The organism is Curtobacterium sp. SL109 (genome assembly GCF_026672405.1).
Lineage (GTDB): Bacteria > Actinomycetota > Actinomycetes > Actinomycetales > Microbacteriaceae > Curtobacterium.
In genome coordinates, this window is the sequence record NZ_JAPPRB010000001.1 from 83,909 (window position 1) to 102,297 (window position 18,389).

At 65.5% G+C, this 18,389-nt stretch carries 10 protein-coding genes; 5 read left to right on the top strand and 5 right to left on the bottom strand.

Annotated elements, in window-relative coordinates:
- Positions 1–34 precede the first annotated feature (34 nt).
- Entirely contained in the window at positions 35–358 is a 324-nt protein-coding gene (locus OVA28_RS00460; RefSeq protein WP_268095359.1) for a hypothetical protein, read from the top strand.
- A gap of 878 nt (positions 359–1,236) precedes the next feature.
- On the opposite strand, the gene OVA28_RS00465 is transcribed toward OVA28_RS00460, so the two are convergent.
- From OVA28_RS00465 to OVA28_RS00480, 4 genes are all read right to left on the bottom strand, one after another.
- Positions 1,237–2,334, bottom strand: a complete 1,098-nt coding sequence (locus tag OVA28_RS00465; protein ID WP_268095360.1) for an RHS repeat-associated core domain-containing protein — start codon at positions 2,332–2,334, stop codon at positions 1,237–1,239.
- A 39-nt stretch (positions 2,335–2,373) separates the two neighbouring features.
- Positions 2,374–5,139 carry a beta strand repeat-containing protein gene (locus OVA28_RS00470; RefSeq protein WP_268095361.1) on the bottom strand — a complete coding sequence of 922 codons (2,766 nt, stop codon included), beginning with the start codon at positions 5,137–5,139 and terminating at the stop codon, positions 2,374–2,376.
- A 309-nt stretch (positions 5,140–5,448) separates the two neighbouring features.
- Positions 5,449–7,656 carry a phospholipase A2 gene (locus tag OVA28_RS00475; protein WP_268095362.1) on the bottom strand — a complete coding sequence of 736 codons (2,208 nt, stop codon included), beginning with the start codon at positions 7,654–7,656 and terminating at the stop codon, positions 5,449–5,451.
- A 183-nt stretch (positions 7,657–7,839) separates the two neighbouring features.
- The gene (locus OVA28_RS00480) at positions 7,840–8,142 is read right to left on the bottom strand and encodes an ArsR/SmtB family transcription factor (RefSeq protein ID WP_268095363.1); all 303 of its coding nucleotides are present in this window, start codon (positions 8,140–8,142) and stop codon (positions 7,840–7,842) included.
- Between the two features lie 230 nt (positions 8,143–8,372).
- Between OVA28_RS00480 and OVA28_RS00485 the strand changes: the two genes are divergently transcribed.
- From OVA28_RS00485 to OVA28_RS00495, 3 genes are all read left to right on the top strand, one after another.
- Positions 8,373–9,920, top strand: a complete 1,548-nt coding sequence (locus tag OVA28_RS00485) for a glycosyltransferase family 39 protein (RefSeq protein WP_268095364.1) — start codon at positions 8,373–8,375, stop codon at positions 9,918–9,920.
- Positions 9,921–10,024: 104 nt separating this feature from the next.
- On the top strand, positions 10,025–11,452 hold the full coding sequence (locus OVA28_RS00490; RefSeq protein WP_268095365.1) for a hypothetical protein: 1,428 nt from the start codon (positions 10,025–10,027) through the stop codon (positions 11,450–11,452).
- A gap of 114 nt (positions 11,453–11,566) precedes the next feature.
- Positions 11,567–12,733 (top strand): ABC transporter ATP-binding protein, encoded by a 1,167-nt coding sequence (locus tag OVA28_RS00495; RefSeq protein WP_442780749.1) that lies wholly within the window; start codon positions 11,567–11,569, stop codon positions 12,731–12,733.
- 268 nt (positions 12,734–13,001) lie between these two features.
- On the opposite strand, the gene mobF is transcribed toward OVA28_RS00495, so the two are convergent.
- Positions 13,002–17,486: a MobF family relaxase gene (gene mobF, locus OVA28_RS00500; protein ID WP_268095368.1), complete on the bottom strand. Its 4,485-nt coding sequence runs from the start codon at positions 17,484–17,486 to the stop codon at positions 13,002–13,004.
- Between the two features lie 426 nt (positions 17,487–17,912).
- On the opposite strand from mobF, the gene OVA28_RS00505 reads away from it, so the two are divergent.
- The gene (locus OVA28_RS00505; RefSeq protein ID WP_268095370.1) at positions 17,913–18,365 is read left to right on the top strand and encodes a hypothetical protein; all 453 of its coding nucleotides are present in this window, start codon (positions 17,913–17,915) and stop codon (positions 18,363–18,365) included.
- The last annotated feature ends 24 nt before the right edge of the window (positions 18,366–18,389 follow it).

Here is an 18,389-nt window from a genome sequence, read left to right on the forward strand (position 1 = left end):
CGCAGGGCGCCGATCCGAGGAAGGCCGAGACGCGATGGGATCCACGACGCCGCCGGAGTACACCTTCCTGCAGGTCTGGCGAGACGGTGCTTCCGGCTGGCTGGAGGTGGACGGGGACGATCTCTATGGCGGGACGACTGACCCGACCGGCGGTGAGCATGTGTTCCGTCTGGGCCGCACCACGCGCTGGTCACTTCGGCGATACGACGGCGGGGTTGCGCTCCTGAGGTTCTGCCTGCCTGCTGAGCACTTCGAGATCCAGCTCCCTACTCAGCATGTCCGCGGAACCCTGGCGCTGGTCGAACAGTTCCTCGGTGCACCCGCGGATGACGCTCGGGAGGGGACGGACTCTGCCTGATCATGGGCGGTTGGATCCAACCGCGGTGGTCAGCTCGACATGGATCAGATCCGACGGCGAGCATCACGCACTCGGAGACGCTGGCGACACTATGGGCGGAGTTCGCATCCGTCGCGGTACGTAGCTACGACCTCGCTGACTCCGACGGTGCGGCGCTATAAAACGCTGGGGTCCGGCCGCTGACCCAAGCGATCAGTGCGCACGCCTCTATGCGATCAAACCAGCAATCGACGGCATCCGGTTCCTGTCACGCTTCGGCGCCGACCAAAAGCTCTCGACCGTGTTCGCACGACCCGCCGACTCCGCCCACAGCAGACTCCTCACCGACCTGGCGGCAACGCCGCTGAGCCCGTTCGATGCGCAGGTGCGTGCTGTGTTCCGCACTCTTGGCCTCATGCAGACACTCTGAAGCAGCCCTACTCAACTAAAACTGACATAAGCTATATTATCGGCACTATGCTAGCTGCTGAGCAGTTTACGATTCGTGCATAAAGCCCGAAGATGGGCCGGCACCGCCGCTCGGGGCGGATCGCCAGAGCTGACCCTCCAGCTCTCACCTCTTCCTATGCACCGCACCCGGCACGCATGACGCGTGCGGGGTGCGGTTAGGAATCAGCCGGGCGGCTTTGATACAGCGTTTAACTTCGGGCGTCTAGTCACCTGGTACTACTGCAGTAGGACAAAGACCGCCAGTGCTACTGCGTCGAGAACGAGGACGCATATTCCGGTCCAGAAGGCCTTCGCACCCGCGCCTCGCGTCAGCTTGCCCTTATCCCAACCCTCGGATCTGACGGTTCGACGGGCGCTGAGAAGCAACAGTACTAGAGCAACAATTCCTACCGCGAAGAGAATGCTGAATACCGACCAGAACCCGACCATCAGAGAGGCCTTCGGCCCGGGACAACGAATCGAGCGACTTTGCCCCCGACGCCAGCGAAGGCTCCAGTGATGGCCCCTTCCACCGCGCCGTCAAGCGCAGCGGATCCGTAGTTGTCCCCACCACTGACGGTCTCTTCAACGATGCCGCCGAAACCTCCAAAGATGATACCGAGGCCAATTCCACCGAGGAAACAGCCAAGCCCCGCGCTGGCAGCGCACAGAGCAGCCCCAGCAAGAGCGCCGATCCCGGTAGCTACCGCACCTATTGCGCTGGGGCCCACTGCTCGACCAGAGGGATCCGCGTTGTTGATCGGATCAGCACCGGCGTATTGATAACGGTTCGCGTTCGAGGGGCTAAGTGGCGCGTCGAGCGTGTCCCGCTGAATCCAGGCGCCGGTCGATGCTGCTTGCCAGCGCATGCCGAACTTCGTGAGCCCGGTCGCGGTGTTGCTGGAGCGGATGCCGGTCTTGAACCCGTAGGGGTTCTGCTTCCACTGGGCGCTGTTGTCACCGAATGACACGGTCTCGGCGCCGTACGGGGAGTACTGGACGGTGTAGGCCTTGGTGCCCTGGTCAGTGAGCGCGGCAGCGGGGTTTCCGATTCCGTCGATGACCCACATGCTCGTGGTCCCGTCCGTGGTTGGGAGGTCCAGCGCGCGCCCATTGGCGGGGTCGCTGAGGACGGATGCTGTCCCGGTTCCGGCGAGGGTGCGGGCGGTGATCACGGGGACGCCGTTGGAGTCGGTGGTGCCATAGGTGTACGTGTAGTCGGCTCCCCCGTCGGTTTTCTGGGTGAGGAGCTTGTTCATGTCGGCGCCGGCGTAGGTGTACCGGGTGGTGGCGCCGTCCTTCGTGGAGGACGTCATCTGCTGCGCCCCGTTGTACGTGTACGTCTCTCCGGGGGCGGTGGTGAGGTTCCCGGTCCTGTCGTAGTCGTAGCCGTCGTTGGTGATCTGGCCGATGGCGTTGTAGGTGAGCTTCTGGTCGCTGATGGTGTCACCGGTGGTGACGTTGGTGGCCTTCGACTCGGTTCGGTTCCCGGCGACGTCGTAGGTGAACGTCCAGTTGGTGGGCTTGCTGCCACCGGTCTGGTTCACGCTGATCAAACGGTCGGTCGGCGATCCCGCAGAGTCCTTCTACCCGTAGGTGGTGACCTGGCCCGAGTTCGCCTGGTTGTCGGTGTTGTCCTTGGTCCACTGCAGCTGGTCCCGATCGTTCGCTGTGTCTTCCTTGGTGCAGTCAGACCCGGCGGTGACCCCGGCGATGTAGCAGTAGGTCACGTCGACCACGGGCTTGTCTCGGTTCGAATCGGCCCAAGCCTGGACGCGGGTGACCTTGCCGGACTTGTCGTAGTCGAGGTGCTGGTGTGCCTTCCACACCGTCGGGTCCGCGCTGCCGTTCGGCGTTGCAGCCAGCCAGGTGTCAGTCCGGCGGCCGGTGTTTGGGTCGGTCTTGTACAGCTGCTTCGCCGTCCCCGAGCTCGTCGGGTACGTGGTCGCGGTCAGCTGGTTGGAGGAGTCGTATTCGTGGGTGACGGTGCCCTGCGGGTCGGTGACCTGCACGGTGTTCCCGACCAGGTCGTACCCGTAGCTGACGGCACCCCCGCCAGCGGTGTTGACGGTCGAGGTGAGACGGTTGCGCTGGTCGTACGTGTTCGTGATCGTCCCAGTCGCGGACGCTTCGGTGAGCTGGTTGCCGTTGCCGTCGTAGGTGTTGGTGACGGTCGCCGTGCCGTCGCTGAATGCGGTGCTGGTGAGCCGGTCGTTGTTGTCGTAGCCGAAGGTCGTCGTGTTGCCGCGGCCGTCGGTCTCGGTCTTCATCCGCCCGAAGTCGTCGTAGAAGAGTTCCTTGTCGCCCACGGTGTCGGTCGGTGCGGTGATCTTCTTGAGCTGCTTGTTCTCGTATTCGTACGTCGTCGACTTCGCCGGCGAGGTGTCGGATGAGCCGTTGCCGGGGGCGGTGGCGGTCTTCACCGTGCCGTCGTCGTTGCGCTCGAGGGTGGCCTGCGTGGCCACGTCATCGCCGGACTGCGAGGACGAGGGGTTGCCGTAGTCGTCGTACTTCGTCGTGGTCGACGACTTTGACGACGAGGTGACCTTCGACGGGAGGTAAGCCGCGGCACCCGTTCCGTAGTCGGCGGTCGATGAAGACCCAGACCCGGAGGTCGACTGCGTCAGCGACTGGCTCTTGTTGGCGTCGAACTTGTTCTCCGTTGTGCCCGTGCCGGCCGACCCGGTCGCTCCCACCTGCGAGGTCGCGGTGCCGTTGTTGGCGGGGTTGTAGGTCTTGGACCGCTCGCGGTTCATCGGGTCGACGGCCTTCTTGACGAGGTCGTTGCCGTCGATTGTGTACGTGGTGTGCTTCGCGTTGGCGACCGTTGCGGCCTGATCCGAGCGCGGGTCCGCGACCTGCGTCGTGGTGTCGCTGACGTAGGAGAAGCGAGTGACCGCAGAACCGGGCGAACCGGCCGTGGTGTTCGCCTGCTGCACCTTCGTGATCCGGTCGTTGCTGTCGTAGGTGAACGACGTCACGCCGCCCTCGGGTGCGGTGATCGAGGTGAGGTCACCGTTGGTGTAGCCGAAGGCCGTGGTCTTGCCGGTGGCGTCCGTGTAGGTGGTGATGTCGCCAGCGGCGCTCTTGGTCCACGACACCGACCGGGTGGAGGCGCCGCTGGTCTGGGCGAAGGTCTGCGTGCCGTTGCTGTAGGACGACGTCGCTGTCTTCGCACCCGCCGTGCCGGCTGTGGACACCAGCGACGTCAGCGCGTAGTTCGTCCGGTTGAAGCCGATCGTGTTCTTGACCTTGTTCCGGTCATCGATCGAGGTCGGCTGACCGGCGAGGTTGAAGTGGATGACCTGGTTCGTCGTCCACCCCTTCAGCGCGTACTCGGGCTCGTTCTTCCCGTTCACGCCGCGGGTCAGCGTCTGCTGCAGACCCACGGGGGTGGTGAAGGTGCCGGCGTCGAGGCGCTTGAACTGCCACGCCGTCCCCGCACCGTCGGTGTAGACGACACCGAGCGCGTTGGAGGTAAGGTCCCCGGCTCCGGCGAGGGAGTATTGCCACCGGTTTGCGGCGGGCGTGGTCGTGTTCGCCTCACGCGTGGAACGGGAGTTGTAGCTGGTGCCGATCGCCGTCGACGAGGTCGCACCCGGCAGCGTCAGCGCAGCGGTGGTGACCATCAGGTTGCCGGTGCCGACATCCACCGACGCAGAAGTCTGGTCGGAGATCGTGAACGGCAGCCGGGTGGCGGAGGTCCGCTGCCCCGTCAGGCCGGTGTCGGCGGGACCACCGGGCAGGGAGTTGTAGGTGCCCTGCAGGTCGACGACGAAGTGCAGGTTCCCGGCGCCCTGGTTGCGGATCCGAATGTTCCCGTTCGCACCGACCGGGACGACCATCGAGGTCGTCATGATCGACCCGGCCTCGCTCGAGATCGAGATGGCGTCCGGCAGCGCGGAGCCGTCGGCGTACACCTTCGCGGACGCGTCGCGGGTGTCCTGGTTCACCGCGGTCAACGTGATCGCGACCGCGGACAACCCTGCCTCGACGGTGGGGACGCCGGCGCGTGCGCCACCGACCTGCACCGGGACGGAACCACCGGACGGGATCACCGCGCCGGTGCGGGTGTCAGCGAGTCGTCCGGTCTGCGGGGTGAACCCGCCGCCCGGGTTGCTCGGCACGAAGTACCCCTGGACGCTCACCACGAGGTCCAGCGTCGCGCCGCCCGTGGAGTTGTCGATGATGAGCTTGCCGTTGCTGCCGAGCGCGACCTGCGCGCCGACGGAGCTGTTGATCGTGTCCGGCGAGTACGACAGTCGTCCCGAGCTACGGCCACCATCACCCGGAGACACCCGGATCGAGCCGCTGCCGCCGCTGGTGTTGCGGATCTGGACGTTCGCCTGCACAGCAGCTGCCGAACAGGGACGACCCTCTGCTGAAAGGGGTCGTCCCTGTTGTGTTCGGTCTCGCCTCGCTACACCGAATCGCTACCTCTTATCGACCTGACTTAGTTCTTAAATTCCGGAACACTAAGGCGATCAGGCAGCCTAAGATACCCAGACTACCCAGAGTGACTCCAAAGAGGAATAGAATGCCCGCGCCAATGTTTGCGTCACCAGCAGCAGTGTTAGCGTTTATGTATCCACCCAGGGACGTAAAGATGAAGCCAAGCGCTAAGAGCACAGTCGAGACGACGTGCGTAATATTCATACTATTCATGCGTTACTTCCCCTACCAACGTAATGGCTTTTGCCAAACCGCCGAACCCCGATATAGTAACTATTGGCGGTATCTACACACCCTGAGACGACAGCGCCTATTTTTCCATATGCGTTGACACAAGCCACAGTGAGATTAGCGAGAAGCGCAAGATCACAATTTTTCCGACTTGTCCTAGATCCTTTGCTATAGCAGATATCATGCTTATCGCACGAAGGCTTGAAGTTCGCCTTGAACCATCGATCGGGAACGCCAGTGCATCCATTCGGAGCAGCCATCGGGGTGAATATGCCCTCTCCTGTCGGTTCTGCTGCCGGCTCCGTCGTCGGTTCCCCGTCCGCGGCGACGCGGAAGTGCCAGCTATCTGACGTGAGCGAAGACCCACCACTCCGAGGGCTGGCAGCGCGAACCGTTGCAGACCAGGAGTAGGTGTGGCCCTTCAGCAAAAAGTCCGATTCAATGGAAATCGGTTCATTCTGTGTGGTTTCTGTCAGCGTCGCTCCATTGGTCTCGTCAATGACATCGTAGCGGACCTGCGAGTCCGCGGGAAGTAAGACGGAGGAACTGAGTACCGGCTTCAGCACAACATTATCGTCGGTCACAGCACCGTCAGCGAAAGAGGGGACGAGGGATTCCGTGTCCCACTGGCCGACGCCGAATTGATACTGCGCCGTTGGTGTGGCAGCCCCTCCGCCTTCCACGTATGCACTTATCGTTGTAAGGCCAATCAAGTCCGCAAACGTGTACGAGTATGTCGCGGGACCGGTCTCACTCAGGGGGAAACTAGCTTCCGGTAGCCCGTTCACCGAAATTGCGAGTGACTGCCCGGACGCGGTAGCTGCCTGAGCAGTAAAGGAGCATTGAACTCCGGAGGAGATGGACTGAGTGTCAGTCACCCAGCTACCAGCCGAGAACGGTGCTGCGCAGGCGATCGTCGGTGTCTTGGGGTTGGTGTACCAGCCCTGCACATCGATGACGTAGTTGGTCGCTTCGGCAACGTTGTTCAACGCAATCTTCCCGTTTGCCCCGAGGGGGACCGTGACAGTATTTGTGCGGATCTCGTTGGTGGTGAAGTTGATTGCGGTTGTGTCGGGCTTGGTAGTGCCATCAGCCCAGACTGTTGCACGGCCATCGCTGCCCCCATGGGCCACGGTCAGCGTAGCGACGACAGCGGTGATACCCGACCCCATGACGGGAACTCCTGCTACGCCGGCGACCTGAATAGATCGAGTCACGTTCTTCCCAATTGCAGTATTGCCGGTTGCTCGCGAGTCGTAGGCGCGACCAATACCAGGAGTAAAGCTGGCGCCGCCTTGACCTGCCGCGGTGAAGTAGCCCTGAAGGTCGATAACGAGATCGATCGTGGACGAGGAGTTTGCGATCGTCATCTTTCCGTCCGACGAAAGCGCGACTTGCGCCTGGACGGAGGTGGTCGTTGACGGGGTGTAATGCAAAGAGTTCTGCGGCTTCGTCCCACCGGTTGCATACGGGGATAGGTTGCCGTCGGAATTAGTGGTATTGATCGCAATCAGGTTGACCACCGCGCCCGATGCGCCGGCAGGCACTCCACTTGCGCCGGTTACCTGCACATCGATGCTCTTGCTGGGAGCAATGGTCGCTTTGGGGGCTCCCAATCCGGATCTTGTGTCGACGAATCGCTTTCCGGCCATGGGAACGAATCCGCCGGCAGCGGTGCCGTCCGTGTTCACCGTATAGTACCCCTGAACGTCCAGCACCACGCGAGCGACCGTCTCGGTCATGATTTGGATCGTGCCGTCGGGAGCCACCGCAACAACCGACGTGTTGGAGGCGTACTCACCGTCGTTACCGTTGTAGATCGACATGGTAGTTCGTGCCGTGTTCGAGTCAGGACGACCGAACAAAATGCCAGCACTAGGAGCTTGCCCTACGGTGGTGTTCAACGACACCGCTCCAACGGTCCCGTCATCCGGAACCCCTGTGAGACCGGCGACCTTAATGGTGCGGTATTTGCCGGCCTCCATCGGCGTGCTATAACCGCCCGTTCCCACCTTCGTATCCAAGATTCGACCGGTTGCAGGGACGAACACGCCGCCAGTGCCCGTATCGCCCAGCGCCTGCGCTGGGGCGGCGACGAGAATCGAGCTTATAAGTGCAAGAGCGGCGATGGTCGCGGCAGCGATGCTGCGTTTCCTCGCCTGTGAAGTGTGCAGCGGTGCGCGCACGGGACCCCCTAGGTCATCGGACAGCACGGGATGCTGTCAACTTGCGCATAGTAGGGGGAGGCTGGGAATGCCAGCTGCGCCTCCTTCGAGGGTCAGATTGAAAACTCCAGATCAGGAGCGGTCTTAACTACCTGACCTGAAAGATCTCTCAGTCGAGCTGATCTGCTGCCATACGAAGGAGCGCTACTGGTTGAGTAGGTAGGTGCGCGTCTGCTCAAGCCGTCGACTGAGGGTCTCGGTGTCGACGAGGTATCGTGGTCGAGCAGTCGGGCCCGCTGCGGGGGTGAGGGTCAGAACTCCGAGCTTCGCGAGAACAGCGATGTGCTCCTGCGCGTTGTCCCGAGAGACATTCAGCGTTTCGGCGATCTCATCAGCCGATCGGGGCGTCGCCATCCCGCTGAGCGATCGGATGATGAGTGCGCGGGTGACGTTCCCTAGGCCGGAGATGATGTCGAGGACTGCAGGCTCGGAAGAGGATTCGCTCATGGGTCCATGATGTCTAATCTTCCCTCGGGATGATACTTCGTAGGAACGGCGGCCAGTCGACGAGTCAGGGTCGCTCGTGGCAGCCGGTGTAACCTCGATACGCCTCGTGTCGTGAAGCGGGGTCGCGTCGTAGTGCGCCCCCCCTGCCTCCGGATTGAGAAGCTCTCTTGAAGCGATCAGCGCCTCCTAACGCCGTGTTGCCGTCGGCGTCGCCTGGTCAGAAGCTCTCCGTGAGCGACGTCGGGCCGCGTCTGCGTCCGCTTGTGTCACGGCGTGAGTGGGCTACTGTCGCGGCTTTGAGTGTCGCGTTTTTTGCGGTGCTGCTGTGCTGGGCGATGATCACTCCGATCTTCCAGGCCGCGGACGAGTTGCAGCACGTCGATGCGGTGATGCACCTCGCGTTGGGTTACAGCTGGTCTGATCCCGGCACGATGCATCTTCTTGCCGCGACAGCTGCCGCGTTCCAGGACCCGCAGCAGGTATCGGGGTTGACGTGGCATCAGCTGCTGGAGCAGTTTCCGGGTCGACTGCAAACGTTCACGGCAGTGCCGGGTGTCTCTGCGGTCAACCAGATGTCGCAGCATCCGCCAACGTCGTACTTCATTGGGGCCGGCGTCCTTCGTCTGGTCGCGTTCGAGAACCTGCGGTGGGACCATGCGGTCCTCACGCTTCGGCTCCTCAGCGTCATCCTCACCCTTCCACTCCCCTTGCTTGCGTGGGCGACGGTGCGGCGGGTAACGACCTCGCCGCGGGCCGCTGTTGTCGGTGCGATCGCAATTCTGGCGATCCCACAGATCGCGGTGATCGGGTCTTCGGTTACGAACGATGCGCCCGTTTTCCTGCTGAGCGGCGCGGTGACTCTAGTTGTGGTGCGTGTTTTGACCGGTGACAGCCGGCTTCTGATGATCGTGCTGCTCGCAGTGCTCCTGGGCGCGCTCCTCTGGATGAAGGGAACTGCGCTGCCGGTCGTCCCGTTCGTCGCGATCGCGGTCTTTGTTGGCGTGTACCACTTCCAGGGACTGCGTCGTGCGCTGCTTCGAACGGGCTTGGCGGCGATCATCTCTGCGGGGACTGGCGCCTGGTGGTGGATTCACAACCTTCTGCTCTACGGCACGCTCCAGCCCGAGGGGTTCGTGTCCCGGGAGCCCAAGCCGTTCCCCGCGGGTCAGGGGCCGGACATCCCGACATACGTCGCTACGCTCTGGAACCGGCTGTCGGAAACGTTCTGGGGTAGTCCCGGTCGTACAGCGCAGTTCCCAATGTCGCAGATCCTGATCGATGTCGGCACGGTTCTCGCCATTGGGGTCATCGTCGTGTTCGCGATCCGGAGACACCAGAACCTGATGCCGGCGTTGGTGCTTGCGGTGCTCCCGGCCACGTTCGTGCTCATCGAAACCACGAAGGCGTGGCTGGGCTATCAAGAGATGGGCGTTGTCGGCGGTACGCAGGGCCGCTACTACTTCCCGGCACTGATCGCTCTGATCACTCTCAGCGCGATCGCGTGGCGCCGGCTCCCCCGCACCGGAACCGGCCGAGCGGCTCTCGCCACTGCACTGTCCGTCATCTTCGGCCTGATCGCGCTCTACGGCATCAGCTTCGACTACCGCACCTTTTGGGAGAACCGAGCGCTCGCGGTGACCTCGAACGGCCTCGCAATCTTCTTCCGTGACAGCAACGCTCCCGGTGCCGTCGTGCTGCTCTGTGCCGCACTAGCAATCGCTGGCTTGACGGTCGTAGTGCTGCTGAGCCGCAAGCTGCCACAAGGCGCTGACCGATGAGCGCGCCAGCAGCACCGCGGCGTCAGACCTGGGCGAACCGCCTCCGTCCTGCCCGACCAGCGACCAGGATCATCATCGCGCTCACGGTTGCATGGATCGCCCTCATGACCGTGTGGGCCCTGATCACTCCCCCAGGGAGCTCTCTCGCCGAAGCAAACACCATCGACGCGATCTTTCGCATCGCACTCGGAGGGACTTGGCCTGCGGACGGTGAACTGCATGCGCTGAACGCAACCCGATGGATCCTTGCTGAAGGGTTCGCCTCCCCCGCCGCCACGCACGGCACCGTCGCGGCGCTCCTCGCGGCTCACCCCGGCGACGCGCCGGATCTGAACATCCAGAGCCAAAACTCACCCGTCGCGTACTGGGTTGGTGCGCTCGCGCTTCGCGCTTCGGGGTGGGTGTCGCTTCGGTGGGATGTAGCCGTACTGCTGCTCCGCGTGATCAACATTGCGCTCCTCGCTCCGCTTCCACTCCTGGTGTCCGCGACTGCGCGCCAGCTCCTGGGATCCCCTGTCGCAGCAGCAACGGCCTCAGTCCTGCTGTTCGCGGTGCCGCAACTGGCGGAGACTGGTGGCACCGTCAGCCCAACGGCGGCGGCGACGCTGCTCTCGGCGGTAGCTGTGTGGCTCGGTGTTCGCCTGGTAACTGGGGAGCGGTCGTGGTGGTCGTCCGTTGCGCTGGCTTGCACTGCTGGATTCGCCACGGCGATCAGTTTCAGCGGTCTTCTCGTCGCGGTGTTCGCGCTTGTCTGCATCGCTTCCACTCGAGGACGCGGCGTCCGCCGGCTCGCCACCGACATCGCCCTCATCATCGTCATCAGTGGCGTGGGGATCATCGCGGTGGTGCAGCAGTACCTGGTGGAAACGCGTCGCTTCCTCACTGGGACGGCGAATGTCTCAAACGTGATCCCGCAGGAGTCCACGTTCGGTAACGCAGTCGATGCGCAGTGGACCGGTCTGAGCACGCGATTCTGGGGAGGTCTTGGCCGCGACGGGTGGTTACTCACCTCTCCTCTGGTTGCCATCCTGACCGTGGGGAGTCTCGCCGTCCTGAGCTGGGCGCTCCTGCGTCGCGAACCCTCGATACGCCGGGCGTGGCCCCTGCTGACCTGGGCCGGCATCGTTCTCGCCTCGCTCCTGCTGACTGGCATCCTTGGAGGACGTGTCTCGCATGTGGTCCTGACTGGGGATGGACAGGGGCTGGATGTCGCGGTGACCGCGCTCGTCGCTGCGGTCGCTGTCGCGGCTCGTTCAGTTCTCACCTCACCCCGTCAGACGAGAAGAGCTGTCACGGTCGCGCTGGTCGGGTCCCCGTTGATCGCCGCCTACGGGATGAGCGTCGCCTACCAGGGCGTCTACGAAGCTAGCCACTTCGCCGTGTCAACAAGCGGCTTATCGACCATGGCAGCGGTCAGCCCGTTCGGAGCAGGCGGCATCGCTTCCGCAGGGCTGATTTTGGCCGCAGCAACGGTTACGGCATGGGTTGTAGCAGTGCGCGCGGTGCGTTGCCAGGTCAAGGAGGAGGGATAGCCTGTGTCGGCGATGCAACCGAAACCTGAAGTCACGAACAGTGCCTTGCCAACCCAGGGCACGACCTCCCCGTTCGCCGACGCTCCCGCCGTCGTGACGGTGAAGAACGTCTCGATGCGCTTCACGATCCGCAAGGACAACTCCCTCAAGGAGCGTGTCGTCACCCTCGGACGCGCCGGACGCCGGCACAGCGAGGACTTCTGGGCGCTCAAGGACATCAACCTCGACATCCCGGCCGGCACCACGATCGGACTGCTCGGACCGAACGGCTCGGGCAAGTCCACGCTGCTGAAGACCATCGGCGGCATCCTCGAACCGACCACCGGGACCGTCGAGCGCCGTGGTCGTCTGGCGGCGCTCATCGAGCTCGGCGCCGGCTTCCACCCCGACCTGACCGGCCGCGAGAACGTTTACCTGAACGCCGCGATCCTCGGCCAGACGCAGGAGGAGACCGAGGAGCGCTTCGACGACATCCTGCAGTTCTCCGGCATCGGCGACTTCATCGACACCCAGGTGAAGTTCTACTCGTCCGGCATGTACGTCCGGCTGGCCTTCGCCGTCGCGATCAACACCGACCCCGACGTCCTGCTCGTCGACGAGGTCCTGGCCGTCGGGGACGAACAGTTCCAGAAGAAGTGCCTCGACAAGATCCGCGAGTTCCAGGCGCAGGGCCGCACGATCGTCCTCGTCAGCCACTCGCTCGGCCAGGTGCAGGAGCTCTGCGACTCCGCCGTTGTCCTGCACCACGGCGAGGTCAAGTTCCAGGGGTCCGCCCGCCTCGCGGTGAAGAACTTCCGCGAGATCCTCGAAGGCCGTCGCATCGCCGAGGCCGAGGCGTCCCACCCGGAAGAGGACGCCAACCCCGGCAAGGTCGAGCACGTCGAGCTCGAGATCCCGGGCCGCGCCCCCGGCGAGGACCACCGCTCGGGCGACGACATCGTGGTGCGCGCGACCTTCTCGCACACGACCCCGCTGCCCGAGTGGCGCGCCGGCATCAAGATCGAGAACCAGTTCGGCCACCCCGTTTACGGAGTCGACAGTAGGCAAACCGGAACCGTCTACCCGCCACTGCAAGGCTCGGCGTCAGTGGAATGGCGACTGTCCGACCTGCGCCTCGGCGGTGGGTCCTACTTCGTGCACGTCTTCCTCGCGAAGCCGACCGGCGAACACATCGTCATCGAGCGAGAAGCTGCCCGCTTCACCGTGATCGACGAGGACCGTCAGTCCGGCATCGCCCGGATAAAAGCAACGATGCGACGCCTCGACGTAGGCCTCGTTTAGTTCGGTTGGCATTAGCCACGACCTGGCCCTTCCGCCCTGAAGGCTGAGCTCAGGCGTGCCATAAGCTACCGAGCGTCCCGCCTACGAATAACAACATGCATTCTGTAGCGCCCAGCTCCTTCACCCCGGCTCCCCCGGTAGGTCGGACCAAACGACTCTGACCGGTGACCCCGGGAGAGGTCGTCCACCGAGATAGCGAGCACCTTGCAGTTGACCGCTCTCCAGCACGGCACGCGGCTGCTCTGTCGTGGGAAGACGGCCGCGCGCGTTACCGCTCGAGGCCGTCGTCGCCGCGGGAGAGCTCCGGTGCTGGTGACGGCTCGAACGTGAGAGAGGTGTGGGTCCCGGTGGACGTCGACGCCGCGTCGGGGTCGATACCGGCCTGGCGGAGCATTTCGCGGTCTCGCAGCTCGAACTCGTCGTAGTCCGCCTCGACGGAGTTCCCGGTCGCGGAGATTGCGTCGGCGTTGGTCCGCCCCTCGCCGGCGATCGACGCCGTCTCGGCCGCCGTCTCGTTGCGGCTGTCGGACGTGATCGCGACGGCACCGGTGTCGGTCTCGCTCTCGACGGCCGCTGCGGCGAGGACGGCCCCCTCGGCAAACGCGGCTGCGTCGCCATCGCGCTGCTCGGGGTTTGGATACCGCGACGCTAGACGCTCGTTCCGCTCCTGCTCGCGCGCTGCCTCTCGCTGTGCATCCCGTTCGGCCTGCTCGCGCTGACGGTCAGTCTTGCGCTGGGCGTCACGGGCGGCGAAGTCGCGCTCGCGTTCGGCCTTCCGCTGGGTTTCCTGCAGCTGCCGGCGATGTTCGTCCGCGGCACGCTGCGCCTGGCGGGCAATCTCCGAGGTGATGGTCTGCCCTGCCCGGCCTGCCTGGCGGCCAACGTGCTCGAGTGCCTCGTCGAGGGGATCGCTCATGATGGTTCCTTCCTGTGCGGTGCGGGACGACACCGCAGCCACGGGAATGGTCTCGGTGCCGGCCGTGGTCGCGGGTGCGGCCTCGGTGGTGGTCTCGGCGAAGACGTCGGTGGCCGTGGCCACCGTCGACGTCGCCTGCTGCACGGCCTGGGCGGCCGAGACGAGGGCGGTCCGTGCCGCGGCCAACTGCTCGGCTGCGTGGGCGGCGTAGTGCCCTCGGGTGGACTCGGTTACGTCGGGGGCAGTCGATAGTGCGGCCGCCTTGTGGAGCGCGGTCACGCGTTCCTGCAGGTGGTCAGCGATGGGGTTGCCGCGGAGCTTGTCGGGGATCGCCTGCGGTTCGGACGGGTCGATGCGGTACTTCGTGCGGAGCACGTCGACCTCGGCTGCGGTGCGGTGCCAGTCGAACATGCGCCACGGCTCGGACGGGAGGCGTCCGAGATCCTGCGTCCACGTCGGCTGCTCGAGGGCGAGGTCTGCGCCCCGCTCGCGGAGGCGGATGCCGATGTAGTGGTGCCGTTCCGCGAGGTGGTCGTGCCACTCGGCGGGGAGGAGTTCGTCCTGGTGTCGGCGGCCGTCGGCGATCCACGCCGGGACGCCGTCGACTGGCTCGCGGTCGACGAGGAGGACGGTGGGCTGGCCGATCCCCTCGAGGGCCTGCTCGATGCGCCAGTGCAGCACCGCGGGGACGTCGTCAGCGGTGCCGAGCTCACGCTGCTGGTACGCGTCCTGCAACGTGGCGATCGGGTCGTGGCCGTAGTCCTCCGCGTGCCGGAGCGACGCCGCGAGGGCACCCCACGACTCCTGCCCCTCGAGCGACGTTGCAACGTCTGCGCCGAGGGCGCGTTCCACGATCGCGCCGGCGCGGAGCTCGTCGGCGCGGGTGGCGACGTCGGCGTGCTGGTCGATGAGCGTGACGAGGTCCTCGACGCGGTCCTGCTCGACGCGGATCGTCTCGTGGGCGGACAGCATCCGCTCCGAGCGGGCTGCGATCTGCTCGAGGGCGTCGGGGACGGTCGCGGCGTCGTCGAGGGCGAGGTAGAGGCGGTTGCTCTCCTTGCCGCGGGACAGGGCCGTGTAGGCGTCCTCGCGGCTCATGGTGGCGTCGCCGAGGACGTGCGTGTTCTCGGTGGTGAGGCCCTGGGAGCGGCTGATGGTGCGGGCGTAGCCAACCTCCACGTGCTGGCTGACGTACCCGGCGGGAAGCTGAATCACGGCGCCGTGCTCGGCGTGGGCCACGTCGAGAGCGCCGTCGTCGCGGATCCCGGTGACGGTCCACAGGTCGCCGTTCTTGACCCGGTCGCGGCCTCCCTGGATGCGGAGGTCTGAGTCGTTGCGGCGGGTGACGATGGTGTCGCCGACGTGCGCGGCGAGTCCGTCACGCAAGGGCACCGACCGAGAGGTGTTGAGGTCGCCGGTGGAGATCTGGTACGCCTGTGCGCGGGCGTTGAGGTCCGCGACGGCCGTGGCGGTCGGGGCGAGCATCAGGGATCGCACACCGGCGTTGGTGTCGTGCTGCCATCCCTCAAAGACCGCGGCGGTCATCCGCTCGCTGTCGCCGCCGACGACGCGGCCGTTGTCCTGGTACCAGGAGAACGGATCGCCTGGGCGCATGGGGTCGCGGAGCCGGAGGGACGCTTCGGCTTCGTCGGCGTCGCGGAACCGGTGCACGTGCTCGAGCTGCACGGAGCCGACCTCGCGGTCGATGAGGCGCAGTACGCCGCCGGCCTCGACGGCTGAGAGCTGGCGGTCGTCGCCGATGCCACGGACCACGGCGCCGTACTCGGAGGCGATCGCGCGGACGTCGTCGAGGCGGAACGTGCCGGCCATGCCGGCTTCGTCAACCACGATCACGTCGCCCGGCTTGAGGGCGTACTTCGCCGGCACATCAGACCCAGCGACGTCGTCCTGCTGGTGGGCGACGATGAAGCCGTGGATGGTGGTCGCGTCGATCCCGACCGCGTCGGACAGCACCGACGCTGCCGGGGCGGACGGGGCGAGGCCGATCATGCGAACGCCGCCCGCGGTGAGTGCGGCGCCCGCGAGCTTGAGGGCGGTCGTCTTGCCGGCGCCGGCGGGCCCGATACCCATGAGGAGCTCTCGGTCGGACGTGGCGAACGCCTTCGCGAGGTCCCGCTGCCCCTGATCGAGCGGGCCGTCGTAGGCGGCCGCGACGCGCTCGAACACGTCGACCCCCACGGGCGCCATCGTTCGTGCTCGGGCCGCACCGAGGAGGCGGTCCTCGGCCGCGAGGATCGCACCGGAGGTGTAGACGGTCTTGCCCTTGTGCTCGAAGACCGACTCGCCGTCCGAGCGCGTCAGCGGCTTGAACGCACCGTGCGGGGACGGCGGGGTGAGCGAGATTGAGGAGTGCAGGGCGGACTTCGCGACCTGCTGCACGAGGGGCTCGGCGACGTCCTGGTCCGGGATGATAGCGGCGAGCTGGCGGCGGGCTTCGGCCTCGATGACGCCGGCGCCCCACACTGAGTACCGCTCCTCGACGGCGGTGAGGACCAGGGCGGCGCGCTCGTCGACGTCGACCGTCGGCGTACCGAACCCGTCGCGGGCCCGGACCTCCGCGATGCGGCGGGCCTTCGGAAGGACCTGGTCGGCGCGGTCCTGCCCGACGCGCGCGACGGCGTCGTCGTGGGCGGCTTGCGGGGAGCGTCCGTGCTCCTTCTGCGGGCGAGTCTCCAACGTCGCCTGCTGAGCGATCTTGATCTGCGCCTTGGTGTCAGGGGCGCGACCGTGGTCCCGCTGGTACTCCGCGGTGAGGCGCTCAACCTCGACGCGGATCGATGCCGACCGCGAGGAGAACGTGTCGATCAGGTCGGTGTCGACGCCGGCGATCTCCATCACGGGACGCTTGCCGACAGACACCGTGCGGGCCTCGGTGGTGACGTCGAGTGCCTTCGTGACCTCGGACATGATGGCGGCGTTGTAGAACTCCGAGATGGGCACGTTCATGCGGTGGAGGAGCTTCGAGTCGATGGTGCGCCACTTGCCGTCGGAGCCCTGGACCTTGTTCGCGACCACGAGGTGGTCGTGTAGCTGCGGGTCACCGTCTCGGGACTCGAAGTGCCGGAACGCGGTTACTGCGACGCCGCCCTCGACCTCAATCTGCTCCACACCGTTCGTGCCAGCGCGGGTCGCTAGCGCCTCCCGCTCGAGGTAGCGAATAGTCGACGCGACGGCGCGGTCCTGCGCCTGCTCGATCGCCTTGCGGGTGTCGTTGTCTCCGAGTGCCCAGAGCACGGAGACGCTCTTCGCGGGAGAGCACACAAGGTCGAACCCGGCAACGGCCTGCTGGTCAGGACGGGTCGCTGCGGTGATGTAACGGCCGAGCTCTTCCTTGTCAGCGGGCTCGCGGCCCTTCGCATCCCGGAACGCCTGCGCACCCTCGCGGGATCGGATGAGGCGCCGCTCCTCGGTGTTGGGCTCGTGGCTCTGCACGCGCTGGAACGCCTGGTATCCGGCCTGGATGCGCCCCTGCAGCGTGTTCTCGTCGGCCTTGTACACGTAGTAGGACCGACCCAGTTTCGCGGCCACCTGCGCCTGCTTGCCAGTCATCCCGGACGCGAGAGCATCCGCGATGATGCGGTCGGCGTCGGGGTGCAGCCCTTCACCGAAGAGGGCCTTCATCTGGTCCTCAGTGACGGTGCCGGAGACGCCGAGGAGGGCCGCACCGCCGCCCATCCACCGGCCGGGAGGGTTGCCGTCGGCGGTGTAGTAATCGCCGAGCTCACGGTCGTGGTCGCGGCGGGTATCGCCGGTGGCGACCTCCGACGTGTAGTACGTGTACCCGTCGCCGGCGGAGAGCACGTGCATGGTCATCATGCGCCGTCACCGCCCGTCATGGGAGTAATCGAGACGCGTCGGACCCAGCCGTGGTGCGAGCTGGATGCGGTGCGCATAAGGCGAGTCTAGCCTCATTCATTTGTAATGCCTGAGGTGTGACACGTTGATGACCGGAGGTCGTAGCGAGGAACGAGCGCAGACTGGAGGGAGAGATGCGAGGCCGGGAGGATCGGAGTCGGTGGAGCGAAGCGGAATCGGCGGAGAGACGAGCGCGGTAGACAGGTGGAGACCGGGAGCGGCGGCCAGCGACGAGGAACGAGGAGCGTCGGGCCGTCTGCATCCGGGTCGAGAGCTGTCACCGACCGCGCCGGAGGTGCGAGCTACACTGGGCGACAAGAAGAGCGCCGCTGGGCACCGCCGCTAGGCAGGTGCCGCCCGAATCAGGCGGGTGGTGGCCGTTAGGGTTTGGGGAACGACATGGCTAACGTTCGAACGTCGGGGAAGCAAGCCGCCGCGCGCAAGGTTGCACGTGAGCGAGCAGTCGAGCGGGCGGCGGACTTCCGCCGTCGGCAGGAGCAGCTCGAAGAGTTCGCCGTCGAATACTTCGTCGCAGCCGACGCCGTCGACGGGATCAACGAGGACGCGGAAACGCGCATCCAGAAGATTCGCGACGAGCAGGCCGCCGCGATCGCTGAGGCGGAAGCCGAAGCGCAGGCGATCATCGGACGCATGCTCGACACCAAGGTCACCCGCGACGAGGTCGCGGAACGACTCGGCATCCCCGTGCGCGACGTGAAGCGGTCCAAGGCGAAGGCTGAGACCGACGCGACGAACGGCGGCGACGAGGCCGTGACGGCGGCCGAGAACGACGACGAGAGCGGCGAGCAGGGCGACGCGCACGAGTCGTACGCGGCGTAGGAGAACCGCCTCCGCGGCGAACGC